This window comes from Chelativorans composti (genome assembly GCF_039541695.1).
In the GTDB taxonomy this organism is placed as follows: domain Bacteria; phylum Pseudomonadota; class Alphaproteobacteria; order Rhizobiales; family Rhizobiaceae; genus Chelativorans; species Chelativorans composti.
In genome coordinates this window covers 1-17,285 of record NZ_BAABGS010000058.1, presented here as the reverse complement: position 1 = coordinate 17,285, position 17,285 = coordinate 1, and the positions used below count along the sequence as shown (strand labels likewise).

The 17,285-nt window shown below is 62.9% G+C and carries 17 protein-coding genes and 1 pseudogene; 11 read left to right on the top strand and 7 right to left on the bottom strand.

The genetic code is table 11. The features are described 5' to 3' along the window. A pseudogene (locus ABD906_RS10710) lies at positions 1–104 on the top strand (electron transfer flavoprotein subunit alpha/FixB family protein); the annotation flags it as partial. A gap of 156 nt (positions 105–260) precedes the next feature. Here ABD906_RS10710 and ABD906_RS10705 read toward each other — a convergent pair. After that, positions 261–929, bottom strand: a complete 669-nt coding sequence (locus ABD906_RS10705; RefSeq protein ID WP_345099399.1) for a GntR family transcriptional regulator — start codon at positions 927–929, stop codon at positions 261–263. A gap of 110 nt (positions 930–1,039) precedes the next feature. Between ABD906_RS10705 and ABD906_RS10700 the strand changes: the two genes are divergently transcribed. From ABD906_RS10700 to ABD906_RS10660, 9 genes are read left to right on the top strand one after another with little or no spacing between them, the layout of a single operon-like run. Next, positions 1,040–2,035, top strand: a complete 996-nt coding sequence (locus ABD906_RS10700; protein ID WP_345099398.1) for a Bug family tripartite tricarboxylate transporter substrate binding protein — start codon at positions 1,040–1,042, stop codon at positions 2,033–2,035. A 17-nt stretch (positions 2,036–2,052) separates the two neighbouring features. Beyond that, positions 2,053–2,520, top strand: coding sequence for a tripartite tricarboxylate transporter TctB family protein (locus tag ABD906_RS10695; protein ID WP_345099397.1), 468 nt, complete (start codon positions 2,053–2,055; stop codon positions 2,518–2,520). A 5-nt stretch (positions 2,521–2,525) separates the two neighbouring features. Beyond that, on the top strand, positions 2,526–4,049 hold the full coding sequence (locus ABD906_RS10690; protein WP_345099396.1) for a tripartite tricarboxylate transporter permease: 1,524 nt from the start codon (positions 2,526–2,528) through the stop codon (positions 4,047–4,049). A 45-nt stretch (positions 4,050–4,094) separates the two neighbouring features. Then, positions 4,095–4,955, top strand: a complete 861-nt coding sequence (locus tag ABD906_RS10685; RefSeq protein WP_345099395.1) for an isocitrate lyase/PEP mutase family protein — start codon at positions 4,095–4,097, stop codon at positions 4,953–4,955. A 20-nt stretch (positions 4,956–4,975) separates the two neighbouring features. Then, the gene (gene leuC, locus ABD906_RS10680) at positions 4,976–6,382 is read left to right on the top strand and encodes a 3-isopropylmalate dehydratase large subunit (protein WP_345099394.1); all 1,407 of its coding nucleotides are present in this window, start codon (positions 4,976–4,978) and stop codon (positions 6,380–6,382) included. A gap of 40 nt (positions 6,383–6,422) precedes the next feature. Beyond that, positions 6,423–7,046 carry a 3-isopropylmalate dehydratase small subunit gene (gene leuD / locus ABD906_RS10675; RefSeq protein WP_345099393.1) on the top strand — a complete coding sequence of 208 codons (624 nt, stop codon included), beginning with the start codon at positions 6,423–6,425 and terminating at the stop codon, positions 7,044–7,046. Next, on the top strand, positions 7,043–7,969 hold the full coding sequence (locus tag ABD906_RS10670) for a 3-hydroxyacyl-CoA dehydrogenase (RefSeq protein ID WP_345099392.1): 927 nt from the start codon (positions 7,043–7,045) through the stop codon (positions 7,967–7,969). Before leuD ends, ABD906_RS10670 begins: the two co-directional genes overlap by 4 nt. A gap of 24 nt (positions 7,970–7,993) precedes the next feature. Further along, positions 7,994–9,295: a histidinol dehydrogenase gene (gene hisD / locus ABD906_RS10665; protein ID WP_345099391.1), complete on the top strand. Its 1,302-nt coding sequence runs from the start codon at positions 7,994–7,996 to the stop codon at positions 9,293–9,295. After that, positions 9,292–10,062 carry an SDR family NAD(P)-dependent oxidoreductase gene (locus ABD906_RS10660; protein ID WP_345099390.1) on the top strand — a complete coding sequence of 257 codons (771 nt, stop codon included), beginning with the start codon at positions 9,292–9,294 and terminating at the stop codon, positions 10,060–10,062. Before hisD ends, ABD906_RS10660 begins: the two co-directional genes overlap by 4 nt. 156 nt (positions 10,063–10,218) lie before the next feature. Here the strand turns inward: ABD906_RS10660 and ABD906_RS10655 are convergent, their stop codons facing one another. The 6 genes from ABD906_RS10655 to ABD906_RS10630 are packed head-to-tail and all read right to left on the bottom strand — an operon-like array spanning position 10,219 to position 15,697. After that, on the bottom strand, positions 10,219–11,019 hold the full coding sequence (locus tag ABD906_RS10655; RefSeq protein WP_345099389.1) for a M55 family metallopeptidase: 801 nt from the start codon (positions 11,017–11,019) through the stop codon (positions 10,219–10,221). Continuing rightward, the gene (locus ABD906_RS10650) at positions 11,016–12,053 is read right to left on the bottom strand and encodes a DmpA family aminopeptidase (protein ID WP_345099388.1); all 1,038 of its coding nucleotides are present in this window, start codon (positions 12,051–12,053) and stop codon (positions 11,016–11,018) included. The genes ABD906_RS10655 and ABD906_RS10650 overlap by 4 nt, the downstream gene beginning before the upstream one ends. Positions 12,054–12,079: 26 nt before the next feature. Further along, entirely contained in the window at positions 12,080–12,823 is a 744-nt protein-coding gene (locus ABD906_RS10645; protein ID WP_345099387.1) for an amino acid ABC transporter ATP-binding protein, read from the bottom strand. Between the two features lie 4 nt (positions 12,824–12,827). After that, complete coding sequence (locus ABD906_RS10640) at positions 12,828–13,946, bottom strand: amino acid ABC transporter permease (RefSeq protein ID WP_345099386.1); 1,119 nt, start codon at positions 13,944–13,946, stop codon at positions 12,828–12,830. A gap of 4 nt (positions 13,947–13,950) precedes the next feature. Next, positions 13,951–14,796 (bottom strand): ABC transporter substrate-binding protein, encoded by an 846-nt coding sequence (locus ABD906_RS10635; RefSeq protein WP_345099385.1) that lies wholly within the window; start codon positions 14,794–14,796, stop codon positions 13,951–13,953. A 40-nt stretch (positions 14,797–14,836) separates the two neighbouring features. Then, positions 14,837–15,697: a D-amino-acid transaminase gene (locus ABD906_RS10630; protein WP_345099384.1), complete on the bottom strand. Its 861-nt coding sequence runs from the start codon at positions 15,695–15,697 to the stop codon at positions 14,837–14,839. A 179-nt stretch (positions 15,698–15,876) separates the two neighbouring features. Here ABD906_RS10630 and ABD906_RS10625 point away from each other — a divergent pair, with 179 nt between their 5' ends. Then, the gene (locus ABD906_RS10625) at positions 15,877–16,866 is read left to right on the top strand and encodes a LysR family transcriptional regulator (protein ID WP_345099383.1); all 990 of its coding nucleotides are present in this window, start codon (positions 15,877–15,879) and stop codon (positions 16,864–16,866) included. Positions 16,867–17,285: the final 419 nt, after the last annotated feature.

The window sequence follows — 17,285 nt, the reverse complement described above, 5'->3', positions numbered from 1 at the left end:
TGGCGATCAACAAGGACGAGGAGGCGCCGATCTTCCAGGTCGCCGACTACGGCCTCGTCGGCGACCTCTTCCAGATCCTCCCCGAGCTCGAAAAGGCGCTTTGACAACACCCAACGCAGGGGTTGGCCGTCGCGAAGCGATAATGCCAAGGCTGAACGCGCGGCAGGCGCGACGGCTTCAGCCCCTCAGCCGTCGGCGGTCGGGACCTTCCCGACCGCACGGCCGGTCCATCCGGCGTGAGGCCCGTCACGGGCCTCTTCTCATCTGCGGAGAAGCTGAAGGTCGCGAATGGCCGAGGCGGTGAGGATGTGAGTCCTCATCACCGATTCGGCCAGTTCGCTGTTTCTCAACCGGAATGCGGTCATGAGCAGGCGATGATCGGAATCGCTTCGGGCGGCCTGCTCGGGCGTGAACTGGCTGAAGGTCAGCGCAAGAACCGCCACATCCATGAGCTGAGTCGCGACCTTTTCGGCGTGGATAAGCCCTGAAATCTTGAGAACCTGCACGTGGAGCTGGCGATTGAGTTCGCTGCGGGCGGAATTGCCGCTCGTCGTGGGCTCCGCGCTCGCCTGCTCTATCCTGTCGCAAAGCGCCTCCAGCTCCTCGATCTGGTGAGGCGTGATCTTCTGGGCGGCGCGCGCGGCTGCGTGCCCCTCGATGTCCGCCCGCATCGCAAAGGTCGAGCGGATGTCCTCGTGATTCCACATGCGGACCGCCGCACCCGCATGCGGCCGAATTTCCACATAGCCGTCCGCCGTGAGTCGCCGAAGCGCCTCGCGAACAGGCGTGCGGCTCACGCCCAGCTGGGATGCGATTGCAGGCTCGACGACGCGATCACCTGGCCCCAGCTTCCCTGCAAGGATCTGGTCGCGGATGAACACATAGACCCTGTCTGTCGCTGTCAGCTGCAGGTCATCGCAGTCGGACATAGTTCAATCTCCTCCGAACACCTATTGACAGATCGTATGCGATCCTGTTCTTTTTTGCCAGTCGAAACGGCGCTAAGCGCCAAGATCGCATACAACCGGGAGGAAACCGTATGCAATTTACCCGCCGCCATGTGCTCTCCCTCATGGGAGCAGGCCTGGCTTCCACCGCATTCCCCCTCAGCGCCCGTGCCCAGGACAAGTACGACGTCAACCGTCTGACGCTCGTGGTTCCGTTCGACGCGGGTGGTTCGGCAGACCGCATGGCCAGGGCGATCGCCGCCTACCTGCCGAAACACCTCGGCGGCACGCCCGTGACTGTCGTAAACCGTCCGGGCGGGTCTGGCACGCTTGGTCATAGCTGGTTTATCCGTCAGCCGGCTGATGGGACGTTTGCCCTTGTCTCCCCCACCAACCCCTACCTGATCTCGAACGTCCTGCGCAACCAGGGCGGTTTGAAGTGGGAAGACTTCTTCCACGTAAACGGCCAGTGGCAGGATTATTACGTCGTGCTGGTGCACAAGGATCAGCCGTACCAGACCATGGCCGAACTCCTGAAGGACATCAGGGACAATCCCGGAAAGGTGAGCTGCGGCATCATCCCGGGAGATGGCGGCCATCTATCCGCGATCATCCTGCTCGAGCGTCTCGGCATTCCGCGCGAGAACGTGAACTGGGTGACCTATGATGGCGGTGGCCCCATGAGAACCGCCGTCGCCGGCAACCAGGTGACCACGTCCTTCATTTCGGCGCTTGGCAGTGAGGTCATTCGCGACAACGTGCGGCCGCTGGCTGTCTACCGGAATGAGGTCGATCCCGCGATGTGGGACGCCCCCACCATCAATGAGGCGATTGCGGAGTTCAACGTCGAGGTTCCCGTGATCGAGGCTGACCTGCGCACGCTTACGGTCCACAGGGAGTTCGTGGAGAAGCACCCGCAGCGTTACGAGCGCCTGGTGGCGGGTTACCGCGTGATGCTCGAGGATGAAGAGTTCAAGGCCTTCATCACCCAGGGCAAGATCGGCGGAAACTGGATGGGTCCGGAAGCGACAGCGGCTTCCCTGCAGCGCAGCTTCGATATCTTCAAGCAGTACATCGATCGCCTCTGAGACTTCGGAGCGCCATCATGAAAATCACGGCAGAAAAGGCAGGCCATCTTGGCCTGCTCGCCATCTTCGCCATCTTCATCGTCTGGTTTGTCCAGGACTCCTGGCACGCAAGCCCGACGCTGATCAACATGATCCTGATCGCTCCGGTGGCTTTGCTGGCGGGCATCATCCTCATAGCCATTCTCGTCCGGGCTCTCGGGAAAGATCCGGAAGAGAACAGGAGCGACGAGGAAAGCGAAGGAAGAAGTATCCGGGAGAAATACGGCGTTTGGATCGGATGCCTTCTTCTGGCCCTGTATGTCGTGTCGCTCGAATATATCGGGTTTGATCTGGCAGGAATCCTGTTCTGCGCAACGGCCATGATCATGCTCGGCCAGCGCAATTCGCTGGCCATCTTCATCTATTCCCTGATCGTCGGTTTGGCCCCCGTCTACGTCCTGATCCACATGATGGGCGTACCGGTCAAAACGCTTTTCCTCGGGTAACTACCATGTTCGATCTCGCATCCATGGCCCAGGGGCTGGACCTCCTGTTCTCAAGCCCGACGGCATGGGTTGTCGCGCCTGTGGGCATCATCATCGGCCTGATCTTCGGCGCAATACCGGGACTGTCGGTGCCGATCGCAATGGCGGTCTTCCTGCCATTGACGCTTTACATGGATTTTCTCGAATCCATCATCTTTCTGACCGCGATCTTCACGGGCGGGTCGTGCGGCTGCTCGATTCCGGCAATCCTCATGAATGTGCCGGGAACGTCCGCCGCTGTCGCCACATGCTTTGACGGTTACCCGATGGCCCGGCAGGGCCAGCACAACCGGGCGCTCGGCGTTGCGCTTGCCTCTTCAACGATCGGATGTGCCATCGGCTACTTCATGCTGCTCGGGATTCTCGAGCCGCTGTCAGGGTTCGTCCTGAAACTCGGCGCGCCGGAACTCTTTCTGGTGGCGCTGACCGGTATCCTGCTCATCGCGCTGGTGACGGAGGGCAACTTCTGGAAGGCCGTGCTTGCCGGCTGCGTCGGTATCCTGCTCTCGCTCATAGGCATGAGCTCAGCGGGCATCGAGCGCGGCACGTTCGGATCGATCTACCTGCTCGATGGCATTGACCCGAATGCTGCGATCATTGGAATTTTCGCTGCATCCGAGCTCTTCCAGCTCGTCAAGAGCGACTACATCGTCAGGGACGAGGGGAAGCGCCACGTTTCCATCCGCGAGATCATCGGCGGAATGCTCTACGTGAGAAAGATTCCGCGCACGGTCTTCACCGGCTCCGTCATTGGCGCGGGCCTCGGTGTCGTGCCGGGCGTCGGTTCGTCGATCGCGAACATTGTTTCGTATACCTTCGCCAGGAACCTGTCGAACGATCCGCAGAGCTACGGCAAGGGCAATCCGAACGGCGTGGCGGCGGCGGAGTCGGCTTCGTCCTCGTCCGAAGGCGGGTCGATGGTCGGCCTGCTCGCGCTCGGACTGCCGTCGAGCGCGGCCACGGCGATCATGCTGAGCGCATTTGCCATGCACAACATTACCGGCGGCCCGCGCTTCATCTCCGATCAGAAGGAGATCGTATACGCGATCATTGCCGGAAACCTGCTTCAGGCAGTGATGCTGGTCTTCATCGGCCTGGTATTCTTCCGCATCGCCGTTTACCTGGTGCGCGTGCCGGTTGCCTGGCTTCTGCCTCCGATCATCGTGTGCACCGTGCTGGGCTCCTATGCGCTCAGCAACAGTCTGAACGGACCCGTCACGCTGGTGGTGTTCTCGGCCCTCGGCGTCCTGATGAAGCGCTACAACTACTCGGTTGTCGCCGCCGTGATCGGCCTGCTGCTGGGCCTGATGATGGAAGGCAACCTGGTTCGCACGTGGCAGCTGGGTGGCGGCAGCCTCTGGCCCATCGTTGAACGGCCGATCTCCCTGACGATCATCGCCATCATCATCGCCTCGGGAGTGGGCATGTATTTCTTCGCCAAGCGGCGCCAAACGATGAACCTCCCCGAAACGCCGATTTCCGCCGGCTAGTGCCCGCAAGCCCCAAGATTCACACAATCGAAAGAACGAGAGAAAATGTCTGACGCACGTCTGAAAAACGCGATCCTCAACAAAGAATTCATCGTTGCTCCGGGTGTCTTCGACCTGATTTCCGCCCTGGTGGCCGACCGGATGGGCTTCAAGGCGCTGTACATCACCGGCTACGGCACGGTCGCGTCCTACCTCGGCATTCCCGACGCGGGCATCGCCACCTATCGCGACATGATCGAACGCATCGCCCAGATCTGCAAGAAGACGACGACCTCGATCATCGCCGACGCCGACACCGGCTACGGCGGCCTGCTGAACGTCAAGACGACCGTGGAAGGGTACGAGGACGCGGGCGTCTCGGGAATCCAGATCGAGGATCAGGAGTTTCCGAAGAAGTGCGGCCACACGCCCTTCCGCCGCGTGATCCCGATCGCGGACATGCAGCGCAAGATCGAGGTCGCGGCCAAGGCAAAGAAGTCCGGCAACACCATGATCATCGCCCGCACGGACAGCCGCACCTCCCTCGGCATCGAGGAAGCCATCCGCCGCGGCAAGGCCTATGCGGAAGCGGGGGCCGACATCATCTTCATCGAGTCCCCGGAGACAGTGGAGGAGCTTCAGCAGATCGCGGCCGAGATCAAGGCGCCGCTGCTCGCCAACATGGTGAACGGCGGCCGCACTCCGCTGCTGCCCGCCGAAAAGCTGGCGGAGATGGGCTTTGCCATCGCGATCCATCCGGCGATCGGATTCCTCTCGGTGGCGAAAGCTTTGGAGAAGGCCTACGACGACCTCCGGAAGAATGGCCACACCTCGCCGGACATCGACCTCTACTCCTTCGCTGAGATGAACAAGCTCCTCGGTTTCGAGGAAGTTTGGGCATTCGAGAAGGAATGGGCCAGCCGCTGACTGATCGAGGTGGAGCGGGCATGACCCCAAAGACGCTTTACGACAAGCTGTGGGACAGCCACGTCATCCGGGAGAGAGGGGACGGCACCGTCCTCCTCTACGTTGACCGGCATCTCCTGCATGAGGTGTCGACACCGCAGTCGTTCGTGGCGCTGGACCGGCGGGGCCTTTGTCCCCACCGGCCGGCGGCCAACCTCGCCGTGCCGGATCATGCGGTGCCGACACGAAGCCGCAACCTGGCGGACGCTGGCGCGCTGGCGAAGGCGCAGACCGAGCGGCTGATGGAGAATGTCAGGCGCCACGGAATTCCGTTCATTCCGCTGGACGACGTCCGGCAGGGTATCGTCCACGTCATGGGGCCGGAGCAGGGCTTCACGCTGCCCGGCATTACGCTGGCCTGCGGCGACAGCCACACCACGACCCATGGCGCCTTCGGTGCACTCGGCTTCGGGGTGGGTGCCTCCGAGTGCGGCATCGTGATGGCGGCGCAGGCGCTGGTATTGCGCAAGTCCAAGACGATGCGGGTGCATTTCGAGGGGCTCCCCGGAGAGGGAGTGACCGCCAAGGATCTGGCGCTCGCTCTCGTGTCGACGATCGGCGCCAATGGTGCTTCCGGGTATGCCATCGAGTACACGGGCGAAGCCGTCCGCGCCATGAGCATGGAAGAGCGGATGACCATCTGCAACATGTCGATCGAGGCCGGTGCGCGCGTGGCTCTGGTGGCACCCGATGAGACCACGTTCGCGTGGCTCAAGGATAGGCCAATGGCCCCGAAAGGCGAGCTCTGGGACAAGGCGGTAGCCTATTGGAGGACACTGCCGACCGACGAGGGCGCCCGGTATGACCGCGAGGTCGTCATCGACGTCGCGTCGATCACCCCGCATGTGACCTGGGGTACGTCGCCCGAGGACGTCGTTCCAGCCGACGGCCACGTACCGGATCCCGAGCGGATCGACGATCCGGTTCGCCGGCAGCGGGTCCGCAAGGCGCTCGACTACATGGGGCTGCGTCCGGGGCAGAAGATCTCCGACATCGAGGTCGACATGGTCTTCATCGGATCGTGCACCAACGGTCGCCTTTCCGATCTGAGGGCTGCGGCGGAAGTGCTCAAGGGGCGCAAGGTGAAGGAAGGTGTCCGGGCCATCATCGTGCCGGGCTCCGGCCTCGTAAAGCAGGCGGCCGAGGAAGAGGGCCTGCACGAGATATTCCTGCAGGCAGGATGCGAATGGCGCGAGCCGGGCTGTTCGATGTGTGTCGCCATGAACGGAGACATGCTGCAACCGGGAATGCGATGCGCGTCCACCTCGAACCGGAACTTCGAGGGCCGTCAGGGCAAGGGCGGGCGCACGCATCTCGTCTCGCCAGCGATGGCTGCGGCTGCCGCCGTCACAGGGCGTCTCGCGGATCCACGATCACTCCGCAACTAAGGGAGGGCGTTCGCTCGCGCAGCGACGCATGACAAGATAGATGGTTGAGCCACTCAAGCAAGTCAGGTCACGGGCAGCCGTCCTGCCAGATCAGAACATCGACACCGACGTGATCTTCCCCGCGCGGTTCCTGCTTCTGATCGACAGGGAAGGTATGGACAAATGCCTTTTTGCGGACAGGCGACTGCTGCCCAATGGAGAGGAAAACCCCGATTTTCCGCTGAACAGGGATCTCTATCGCGATGTCAGGATCCTTGTCGTCGGGCCGGGCTTCGGCTGCGGGTCCTCGCGCGAACAGGCCGTCTGGGCCCTCGTGGACTACGGAATCCGCGTCGTCATCGGGACGGACTTCGGCGACATCTTCGCGGGCAATGCGAAGAAGAACGGCCTGCTCCTCATCCGGGTTGATCCCGAGACCCACGCACAAATCATCTCGAAGGCCGAAACCGGTGAGTTCTTCTATGTTGATCTTCCGGCGGGAACAGTCACAGTAAACGGGGAGACAGTCTGCACGTTCCAGCTCACCGAAAGCGAACTGCACGCCTACATCAACGGCTGGGACGAGATGGACATCATCCTCAACACGGAAATGCCCCACATCCTGGAATTCGAGAAAACCCACATGAGCCGCCAGCCCTGGCTTTTCAGCGAGGCAGAGCGATGATCGAGCGCGTCACCGTTGTCGGGGCCGGACTTGTCGGGCAAGGCTGGGCAATTGCCTTCGCGAGGGCAGGGGTCCCGGTCACCGTCCATGATGTCACCGATCTCGACAGGATAAGGGAGAATATCGCCAGGTCGGTGCAGGGCCTGGCGGCGGAAGGTCTCTGCGAGGACCCGCAAGGCCTCCTCGGACGCCTGTCCTTCGAGGCGGATCTTGGAAAGGCCGTGCGGGATGCCGACTACATCCAGGAGTCGGTGTTCGAGCGGATCGAGACCAAGAGAGCGATCAGCCTCGAAATCGACAGGGCCATGAGGCCAGACGCCATCGTCGGGAGTTCGACGTCGGGCTTCCCCGGCTCGTCGTTCACGGCGGAGTGCTCGCACCGGAACCGGTTTCTCGTCGTCCACCCGGTCAATCCTCCCCATCTGATCCCGCTGGTGGAGATCGTGCCGGCACCCTGGATCGACGAAGACATTCCGCAGACTGTGCGCCGCTTCATGGAAGCGATCGGGCAGTCACCGATCAACCTCTCGCGCGAGATCGACGGATTTGTCCTGAACAGGCTTCAGGGCGCACTGCTGGACGAAGCCTTCGCGCTGCTCGGCGAGGGTTATGCAACGGCCGAAGACATCGACAAGGCTGTCCGCGACGGGCTGGGGTTCAGATGGGCATTCATGGGGCCGTTCGAGACGATCGACCTGAATGCGCCCGAGGGCCTGAAAGACTATGCCGAACGGCTTGCTCCCATGTATGCGCGGTTCGCCGAACAGCGAAAACCCGACCGCCGCTGGACCGCGGAAGCCATCGAGACGGCCCACTGGCAAAGACGCGAGCTGCTTGCATCCGAGAGCCTTCGCACACGCCAGGAATGGCGTGACCGGATGCTGGCCCGCATGAAGGCATTCAAGTCGCAAAACAAACTCTAGATCACTACAATCCGGAACACAGACATGCGAAAGCTGAAGAGCGCCTCCGCCACTGACATCGAAAGTCGGGACCGCAAGGTTCGCGAAACCGTCGAACAGATCCTGGAAGATGTTGCACGGCGCGGAGATGCGGCCGTCCGCGAACTCTCCATAAAGTTCGACGGCCTCGATCGCGAGGACTATCGCCTCAGCGGACAGGAAATCGAGGAATGCCTGTCCAAGCTCTCCGAGCGCGATCTCAACGACATCAAGTTCGCCCAAGAGCAGGTGCGCAATTTCGCCGAAGCGCAACGCGGCACCATGCTCGACCTCGAGGTGGAAACGCTGCCGGGCGTATTCCTCGGGCACAAGCACATTCCCGTGCAGTCCGTGGGCTGCTACGTGCCCGGCGGCAAGTATCCGCTGCTGGCTTCGGCGCACATGTCGATCATCACCGCGAAGGTTGCGGGCGTGCCGCGGGTGATCACCTGCGCGCCGCCCTACCAGGGCGAGCCCGCCCCGGCCATCGTGGCGGCGCAGTACCTGGCCGGCGCCGACGAGATCTACTGCCTTGGCGGCGTGCAGGCCGTGGCGGCGATGGCAGTCGGCACGGAGACCATCAGGCCGGTGGACATGCTCGTCGGTCCTGGCAACGCCTTCGTCGCGGAAGCCAAGCGCCAGCTGTTCGGCCGGGTCGGCATCGACCTGTTTGCCGGTCCGACCGAGACGCTCGTGATCGCTGACGAAACGGTGGACGGGGAACTCTGCGCGACCGACCTGCTCGGCCAGGCCGAGCACGGGCCGGATTCCCCGGCGATCCTGCTGACCACGTCGGAGAAGCTAGCGCGCGAGACGATGAAGGAGATCGAACGGCTGCTCGAGGTCCTTCCCACCGCCGCGATCGCGCGCCAGGCCTGGGAAAACCACGGTGAGGTGATCGTCTGCGACAGCGACGAGGAGATGGTGAAGGTCGCCGACGAGATCGCCTCCGAACATGTGCAGGTGATGACGAAGGATCCGCAGTTCTTCCTCGACAACATGAAGAACTACGGTGCCCTGTTCCTGGGGCCGCGCACCAATGTCGCCTACGGAGACAAGGTCATCGGCACGAACCACACGCTGCCGACGAGGAAGGCGGCGCGCTACACGGGCGGTCTCTGGGTCGGCAAGTTCCTGAAGACCTGCACCTACCAGCGCGTGGACAACGACCAGTCGTCGGCCATCATCGGCGAGTACTGCTCGCGTCTTTGCGCGCTCGAAGGCTTTGCGGGTCACGGCGAACAGGCGAACATCCGCGTCCGCCGCTATGGTGGCAAGAATGTTCCCTACGCGGGGATCGCCGAATGACACGGCGCATGCCCCGCACGCCAAGCCTGCGCCTGGACGGAAAGCGGGCTCTCGTCACCGGCGCAAGCCGGGGGATCGGCCTTGCCAGCGCGATCGCGCTGGCAGAGGCCGGCGCCGAGGTCGCGATCGTTTCGAGGTCTGCAGCCGATCTCGAGGCGGCGGCGGACGACATCAGGGCGCTCGGCGGCGAGGTGGAGCCCATCGTCCTCGATGTGACCGACCTCCAGGCGGTTGGACGCGAGGTCGGAGGCCGTGAGCCCTTCGACATCCTGGTCAACGCCGCAGGCTGCAACCGCCCGAAACCGATGCTCGAGGTCACGCCCGAGGATTTCGATGCCGTGATGGACCTCAACACCCGGGCTGCCTTCTTCGTTACGCAGGCGGTGGCTGCTTCGCTGGTCAGGGCAGACAAGCCCGGATCCCTCATTCACATCTCGTCGCAGATGGGGCATGTGGGCGGCGCCAAGCGGACTGCCTATTGCGCTTCCAAATGGGCGCTCGAGGGCATGTCCAAGGCCATGGCCATCGATCTGGCGCCTTACGGGATCCGCAGCAACACCATCGCCCCGACATTCGTCCACACGCAACTGTCGGCAGCCGCGCTGGCGGACGACAGCTACCGGCAGCATGTGATGTCCAAGATCAAGTTGGGACGCCTGGCGGAAGTGGAGGACCTCATGGGAGCCGTGGTGTTCCTCGCCTCCGATGCGTCCGCGATGATGACGGGAACCTCGATCGTCATCGATGGCGGCTGGACGGCCGGATGATACCGCAGGGGCCGCGAGCGGCGTTTAGGGGAATGACGCTCGCGGGCAAATCCGCAAAATCACCCGTTCAGATATTTCTCCCCATGCGCAGCCTGGCGGCAGCATAAACGAGGGACCGGCGACGCTTCCGCGGCGATCGGCGTTCGCTGGGCAGTATCAGGCGAGCAGGAAGCGCAGCGCGCGCTGGATCTCGAAGAAATCGTCCGAGGCGAAGCTTACTGCGCGCGGCCCGCTGGCCCGGGCACCCGGATACCAGGATGCGCGATAGGCGTCCGTCGCGTTCACGAACTCGACCGTGACCTCATACGGCCCCGGCACGACCGGCACGGTGCGATCGACAAGCCCGTCGATCGCCTTCTTCACGCCCTCGAAAATGGCCTCGCGCGCCTGCGCTGGAGAGATGGACAGCGCCGCACGGCCGAATCCCTCGAGCGTCGCGACCGTCACGATGTTCGGCACCAGGGCCCGCGCATCGGCGCAGATTTCCGTATCGCCCGAGAGGAACGCCGAGGGTACCCCGTAGCGGGCCGCACAAAGCGCGTTGAAGGTAAACTCGGAGGCGACTTCGCCGTTGAGCAGCACGCGCGAAACGCGCGTCGTGGTGGTATGCGCCAGGGGATTTGCCTCCGAACCAGCCTTGGCGTGATAGCCGGTGTAGATGGCGGCGGCAAAATCCGGCCCGATCCCGAACATCATGGTGTCCGGATGACCGGACCAGCCGCGCATGATCCTGGCATAGGCCGGCAGGCGATCGACGATGATGTTGCGACCGCTGTCATGGGCGTCCTTGATGAGGACTTCGGTCGCACCGGCGGCACGCGCGCCTTCGCAAGCCGCCAGAACCTCGGCGGTCATGAGCTCGCGGAACTCGCAGTAATCGGCCTTGCCGCGCTCGGTCTCGTCCCAGTGGGCGATACCCGCGGTGCCCTCGATATCGGCGGAAAGAAAGATCTTCATCGGTTGTGCTCTCTAGCCCAGTCGGCAAGCGACGGAAATTTCTTGCCCGAGCGGCCGGTCATCGCCGGGGCGGCGCACAGGGCGTTGAGGATGGCCTCCTGCGTGGCCTCGGCTGCGGCGCGGAAGGCGATGTCGATGTGGTCGTTGCTGACGGCGCGAACGGTCTGGAAATCCGGACCGTCGTGCGGCACCGGGTCCGCCGTGGTGAAGCAGAGGGCGATGTCGCCGGATCCGTTGCCCCAGAAGGCGCCGAGGCGGGCGATGCCGGCACCGGCGCGGCGGGCAACGCGCTGCAGCTGCCTGTCGGCAAGCGGCAAGTCGGTGGCAAGCACGACGATGATCGAGCCTTTCTCCGGTCCACTGACCTCGCCCGGCGCGGGGCGGCGTCCGTCGGGCAGAACCAGATCGCCGGCACGGCCGAAGTTGGCGAGCACCAGCGAGCCCAGCGTGAACCCCTCCTTGCCGATCTTCATCCGGCGGGAGGCGGTGCCGATGCCGGCCTTGAAACCGAAGGCCGTCATGCCGGTGCCGGCTCCGACGGCGCCCTGTTCCACCTCGCCGGACGCTGCGGCATCCAGCGCTGCATAGGCATCCTCGACGGTCACGGCCAGGGCCTGGATGTCGTTGATCTGGCCGTCGTTGCATTCGCAGACCACGGCATTGATCGTGGACGTCTGCCTGCCGATCCTCGGGTTCTTCTCGATTGCCCGCCGGATGAGCGCCTCGGTGCAGGCGGCGACGCCAAAAGTATTGGTCAGCAGGATCGGTGTTTCGATCGTGCCGAGTTCGGCGACCTGAACCAGGCCGGCAGACTTGCCAAAGCCGTTGATCACCTCGACGGCACCGCGCACCTTTGAGCGAAACAGGTCGCCCTGATGCGGCACGATGGCCGTCACGCCGGTGGCGAGGCCGTCTCCCTGCAGCGTGCGGTGCCCGACGGTGACACCGGGCACATCGGTAATCGCGTTGTGGGTGCCTGCCGGCAGGCTGTTTGCGCCGTCAATCCAGAGACCAAGGCTGCGGGCTGTCGTCATGATCCGTATCCCTGTCCGGCCGCAGTTCAGATGCGGCCGGCCTTCTTCAGGCTGCTAAGGAACAGCTGCGTGCGCTCGCCGCGGGGATTGCCGAAGAGTTCTGCCGGCGGGCCCTGCTCGTAGATCTGGCCTGCATACATGAAGCAGATGCGATCGGCCACCTCGCGTGCAAAGCCCATCTCATGGGTGGCGAGGATCATGGTCATGCCGTTGGCGGCCAGATCGCGCACGATGTCGAGCACTTCCGACACCAGCTCCGGGTCGAGGGCCGAGGTGATCTCGTCCAGCAGGAGCAGCATCGGATCCATCATCAGGGCGCGGACGATCGCCACGCGCTGCTGCTGGCCGCCGGACATGCGGTCTGGATATTCGTTCGCCTTGTGGGCAAGGCCGATGCGCTCCAGGAACGCCATGGCCTTTTCCTCGGCCTCGCGCCGGCTCATGCCGAGCACCTTGGTCGGAGCAAGGATGGCGTTCTCGAGCACCGTCATGTGAGGGAAGAGGTTATAGCCCTGAAAGACGATGCCGATCTCGCGGCGCAGCCGGTCAAGGTCGACACCCGGACCAGTAATGCGGTCGCCATGAATGAGGATCTCACCCGACGAGATTTCTTCAAGCCTGTTGACGCAGCGCAGCAGCGTGGACTTGCCGCATCCGGACGGGCCGATGAGGCAGACAACCTCGTGCTCCTCCACCTTCAGCGTGAGGTTGGAGATGACCTCCAGTGCGCCGTAGTGCTTGGTAATGCCGTTGATTTCCAGAAGCGCCATGCGCCTAGCCTCCTGCCCGCATGCGTCTACGGTCGCGTTCGATCAGCCGGTCCACCAGGCGCGCCTGGGGAATGGTGACGACGACGAAGAGGATGGCGACAGTTGTCACCGCCGAGAGGTTGAAGTTGTTGGCCGCGATGATCTTCGACTGATTGAAGGCATCGATCGTGCCGATGATGGCAACCAGCGCAGTGTCCTTCTGCAGGCTGATGCAGTTGTTCATCAGCGGCGGGATGATGTTGCGCACAGCCAAGGGCACGACGACATAGCGCAGCGTCTTGGCGTGGCTGAGACCGAGCGAGCGGGCGGCTGCGACCTGGCTGTGGTGCACGCTCTCGATGCCGGCGCGGTAGACCTCGGAGGTGTAGGCGCCATAGGTCAGCGTGAGGGCGATGATCGCGTAGGAGGTCGAACTGAGCTCCGAGATGAAGGGAAGATCGGTGAGCGGCAGGCCGAAGCCGATGAGATAGATCGTGATGATGGCGGGAAGGCCGCGGAACAGGTCGCTGTAGGCGGTTGCGAGAAACCGCAGGGGACGACCGGCCTCTCCCGGCAGCGTTCGGGCAACCGCGATCACCAGCGCCCAGACCAGGATCAGGACCGCAGAACAGGCGAAGATCCAGACATTGGTGCCGAAGGCGCGGAGAACCTTGCCGATCGAATCCTGAATGAGCTCGAGATCGAAGAAGGTACGGCTGACGGCCGCGTCGTTGACCGCCATGAACCAGGCACCCGAGGCTACCACCAGCAATGCGCCTATCCACGACAGCGCCTTCCAGGAGGTGAGCGATGCCTCGGCGCCAAGAGCCCGGGCGGCATAGATGTCCTGATGACGGCGGGCGGCAACCGACTTGGTGACCGCGCGAATGGCCATCAACAGAACAAAGCCGGCCGCCAGGGCCGCCAGCATGCCGGGGATTACCACGGCGATCTTGGAGACGCCCTGCTCGACCGCGTAGCTGCCAATGTGCTGCGCGGTGACGGCGACGGCAAAGAAACAGAAAATGGCAAGGACGAGGGTTATCGACGTGCGCACGCCATAGGTGCGCGTCGTGCCCTGGGCGCGCCACCGTGTAGCGCGCCCGGTTTCAGTCTGCAGTTCCGACGAGGTGGTACCAGCCATCAGATCAGAAGTTCCAGACCGGTACGTCTTCCGGCTTCAGGCCACCACGCTCAGCCGAAAGATATTCTTCCTCAAGAGCCGCGAGCGTGCCATCTGCGGCGAGGTCGGCGATGACCTTGTCGATTGCGGGCTTGGCCTTCGAGCCCTTGGGATAGACGCCAGCGGTATCGGCGCCGCTCGGGATCTGGCCGACGACCTTCAGCTTGCCGCCCGAGTTGGCGACCTGGCCGAGAACGACCGAAATGTCCGTCATGACAGCGTCGACGCTGCCGGCGGCCAGGGCGGTAAACATCGCGCCAGTGTCATCGAACACGGAGAGCGTGGCGTCCGGGAGGTGTTCCTGCGCCCACTGGACCATGACGGTGCCGGCCTGCGTTCCGAGCTTGGTGGTTTTCAGGCCCTCCTGATCAAGGGAGGCGTCTGCCCGCGTCGCAATGCCGAAAGAGCCGATCGAATAGGGGGTCGAGAAATCGACAACCTTCTTGCGCGGTTCGGTGATGGAGATCAGAGCGAGAGCGATGTCGAAGTCCTTGTTCTGACCGGCCACGATCGAGTCGAACGAGGCATTGCGCAGAACGACCTTGTCGATGCCGAGGCGGTAGGCAATGTTGACGGCCATGCAGAACTCGCGGCCGCTCCGGACGGTTTCAGGCGTGTCGCCATTGAATTCGCCAACAGCAGGCAGATTGATGAGCACCGTGAACTGACCCGGGATGGCCGTCTCGATCCTCTCGGTGCCGGGCTCGCCATAGAGCTTGCAGTCACCATAGCCTTCGGCCGCAAGTGCGGGAGCCGATAGCGCCATCAGGCAGCCAAGTGCTGTGCCGAGAAATCCTGAACTGAACTTCATGTGTTCGCCCTCTCTGGATGCTTTGTCGTGGTCGGTTCTTCTAGCCTGCTGCCCTGAGCATGTTGACGTGCTCAAGATAGCAGGCCTGCAACTGCCGGGTCACGGGACCTGGCACACCGCCGTTCAGACTGACGTCGCCAATCCGCACGACCGGCGTGACAAGACTGGTGGCGGATGTCTGGAAGGCCTCGGCCGCAGCAAGGGCCTCGGCGACGGTGAATGGACGCTCTTCCAGGACAACGCCGTGCCTGGAACACAGGTCGAGCAGCGCGGCACGGGTGCAGCCCGGCAGGATCGCCCTGGAATTCGGGCGGGTGATTATGCGCCTGTCGTGCGTCACGATATATGCGGTGGACGATGCCCCCTCGGTAATCGTCCCGTCCTCGACAAACCACACATCATCGAAGCCTGCCGCCTTGGCGTCGCGCTTGGCCAGAACCTGGCCGAGGAGCATGACTGTCTTGATGTCACGCCGTTCCCAGCGCGGATCTTCGACCAGAGTGATTGCAAGGCCCTGGGTCTGGCCCTTGTTGTTGAGCAGATTCTTCACCTGCGTGAAGGCGATGAAGGTCGGCTTCAACCCTTCGGAATAGAGGAACTCACGGTCTTCCTCGCCGCGCGAAACCTGAAGGTAGACGGTGCCTTCCTGCAGGCCGTTCTTCTCGATGAGGGAAAGCTGGATGGCCTCGATTTCCTCGCGGGGCAACGGCATGGGAATGGCGAGTTCGGACAGCGACCGTTCCAGTCTCGCGAGATGCAGGTCGTTGTCGATCATCTTGCCGCCAATGACGGCTGTCACTTCATAGACCGCATCACCGAACAGAAATCCGCGATCGAACAACCCGAGCCTGGCCTCGTGTTCGGATACGAATTTCCCACCGCAATAAACCACTCTGGCCATCTTGTCTCAGCCGCACAAATGCTTCGTCACGAGTCAGGACCCTATTGGGGGGTAGAAGGCTTGACAAATTCCGATTGAGCAGAGGGCGATGCAAGAATTGCATACACTTTTAAAATCAATGACTTTATGAATGACATATGAAATGAAAGTCCACAGCGGGACGGTAAGGGGGCATCTGCATGGAGCTAAAGTGGCTGGAGGATTTCGTGACCGTGGCCAGCACGTCGAGCTTTTCGCGCTCGGCGGAACTGCGGAACATTTCACAACCGGCCTTGAGCCGGCGCATCAAGCAACTGGAGGTGTGGCTCGGCGCCACGCTGATCAAGCGGGGAGCCGTCCCGGCAGAGCTGACGCCAGCGGGCCGCAGTTTCCTGCCCATCGCACAGGACACCATCCGGGTCCTTTATGCGGCGCGCGAAACCTTGCAGCCGCCGTCCGACGCCGGCATGGTGCGGCTGGCCGCGCTGCACACCCTGACCGTCACCTTCATTCCCAACTGGCTGCAGATACTAGAGAAGACCGCGCCCGACACGCGCATCTGCTTCATCCCAGACAGGGGCGGTATCGAGGCCAATCTGGCGGCCCTGGTCGACGGCGAGGCGGACTTCTTCCTCACCTATACCAACCCGAGGGTTCCCCTGCATCTCGACAGGGCGCATTTCGACTTCCTGTCGGTCGGGCGGGACCGCCTTCTGCCCGTTTCGGCGCCGAGGTTGCGTCTAGAGCCTGGAAGATGGGTGGAGGGCGAGAACGTCTTGGACCGGGCGCTGGCCGAGCGGCTCACGCTGCCCCATCTGAGCTATGGCTTCAGCTCGTTCTTCGGTGTAGCGCTCGGCAAGCTCTTTGCCCAGCAGCCCAATTTCCGCTGGCGCACGGTTCATGAAAATCCGATCAGCGCGGGTCTCAAGACCATAGCCTGCACGGGTGCCGGTGTCTGCTGGCTGCCGGAAAGCCTGATCGAGGACGAGCTCCAGAGCGGCAAACTGGTCCCCGCGACGGCGAACCCTTTCTGGACCCTGGACCTTGAAGTCGTGCTCTACCGCCACGTCGGCAACCAGGGCCGCAATGTCAATGCGTTCTGGGAAAACGCGCGCCGCCTGAGCGCAGCCACGTTCGCAAGCGAGCGCAGGACGGGGGTGTCGCCGGAGGCGCTGACTGCCGGCGACTGAACGTCGGCGCTCCTGCCGGGCTACCGACAGGCTCGGTCCGCTTGGCCGTGCGTCCTATACGCATCGGCTCGGTGGGGCGCGTCCTGACCCGCGGTCCGTACGGCCTAGTATAAAACATGCGCATAATTATCGTGTTATTTTATTATCATGCCGCATTGACTTTCACCTTTGTCATAGTTAGCAAATTTACAGTACCGGATTCGTTTGGTCTCATTCGATCCGCGTTACGTAGTCGGAGGTGATGGTGATCCACCCCCATTGAACGGGTCCACCTTGAAGTATGGTTTTGACCATGAAGGAGGACCACAATGGCCAACAAGCGACACAAGCCCGACGAGATTGTCTCGAAGTTGCGGCAGGTTGAGGTTTTGCGCGGCCAAGGCATGGCGATGGCGGATGCCGTTCGCCAGATCGGCGTT